The organism is Moraxella sp. (assembly GCF_024227015.1).
In the GTDB taxonomy this organism is placed as follows: Bacteria; Pseudomonadota; Gammaproteobacteria; order Pseudomonadales; family Moraxellaceae; genus Moraxella.
In genome coordinates this window covers 1-1,324 of record NZ_JAAELD010000404.1, presented here as the reverse complement: position 1 = coordinate 1,324, position 1,324 = coordinate 1, and the positions used below count along the sequence as shown (strand labels likewise).

Below are 1,324 nucleotides of genomic sequence, written 5' to 3'. Positions count from 1 at the left end.
GATGAAGGCGAATTTTAATGGACTAAAGTTCACCAAGACAAAACGATTGTCCCCTAGGGTTAATTTACCCCAGATGGCGCGATGAATATAGCCTTGCATGAGTGGAAAAATAAGCAGCATCACAGCGTAGATGACCGCAATGATGGCTATTGCTGCAGGCGGTAGCGACCCATCGGGCGAAGCCATCGTCTCTGCTTGGCTAAAGATAAAACCACCGCCCAACAACATCACAACGATGAATGCAAGCAAAGGCAAGATCATCGCCTTATACATGTCCCAGACGCCAGTGTTAAAGTTGAATTTAAGTTGTCCAAAATACGTATTGTCAAATTGATAACGCTTGAACAGCCAAATTGTAAATGGTGTTAAGAGACCTAAACTCACGAAGTTTAAAGCTACAATCAGTAACATCACCACATAAGCCGCTGCGAGCGTACCACCAAAACCAAAGCGAACGTTGTTAAATTGGCTGTTTCTCGCCATAAAACGTAGCGTCGAGCGCAGCATCCAAGGGAAAATCAAGAACAGCAGTATCGCCCCTGCAAAAGCAATCTCAGGCGAGAACTGCCCAAAGACACTGATGGCGACATAGATGGCGATGGCAATTAGGCGCCCGATTAAGATGCGCTTGGGATTGGCGGTAAAGTCAAAACTTTTGCCGTCAAGGTGCGTATTACCATAAAAATAACGCAGGCGACGCACTTTTGCCCATGGGGAGTAGATGCCCAGCGTGATGATGGTCAGCACCAGATTGACAATCCAAATCTTAAAATAAGCCATTGCCGTACCACCAAAGGCAAAGCGATGAGTGGTCGGTTCAGGCTGCATGGCAGGCAGCGGAGGCGGCGCAGAAGATGCTGTTAATATATCACTGCCTACGTCAGTGTAGATATTATTCGACATGAAAATCCTTGATTATTGAAAATGATTATTAAATGATAAATAACAGCATTGTATCAGGAATATTATCAAAAATAAACCCGAGCTTATATTCGGCTTATCTGACAGAGGTTTGCGCATGGCAGCATTTGCCGAATGTTTAGGATGCTTATCCGGTCGGGGCTTAATTATGTTACAATAACAGGCTGAGACTTAGGAGATTTAAATCATGCAAACCATCGTTCTGGCCAGCAACAATAAAGGCAAATTGGCCGAATTTCAGGCACTGTTCGATCAGGCGAATCTAGGCATTACCATCATCCCACAAGGTGAGCTTGGCATCACAGACGCTGATGAGGCAGGATTGTCATTCATTGAGAATGCCATCATCAAGGCGCGCCACGCAAGTGCCGCCAGTGGACTGCCTGCTTTGGCAGATGATAGT

At 45.6% G+C, this 1,324-nt stretch carries 2 protein-coding genes; one reads left to right on the top strand and one right to left on the bottom strand.

Annotated features, from left to right (window positions below):
- Positions 1-903, bottom strand: a 903-nt coding sequence (locus tag GY683_RS09465) for a YjgN family protein (RefSeq protein WP_297288490.1), incomplete at its 3' end; no start/stop codon positions are given.
- A 205-nt stretch (positions 904-1,108) separates the two neighbouring features.
- Here GY683_RS09465 and GY683_RS09460 point away from each other — a divergent pair.
- On the top strand, positions 1,109-1,324 hold a 216-nt coding region (locus tag GY683_RS09460), incomplete at its 3' end, for a non-canonical purine NTP pyrophosphatase (RefSeq protein WP_297288489.1).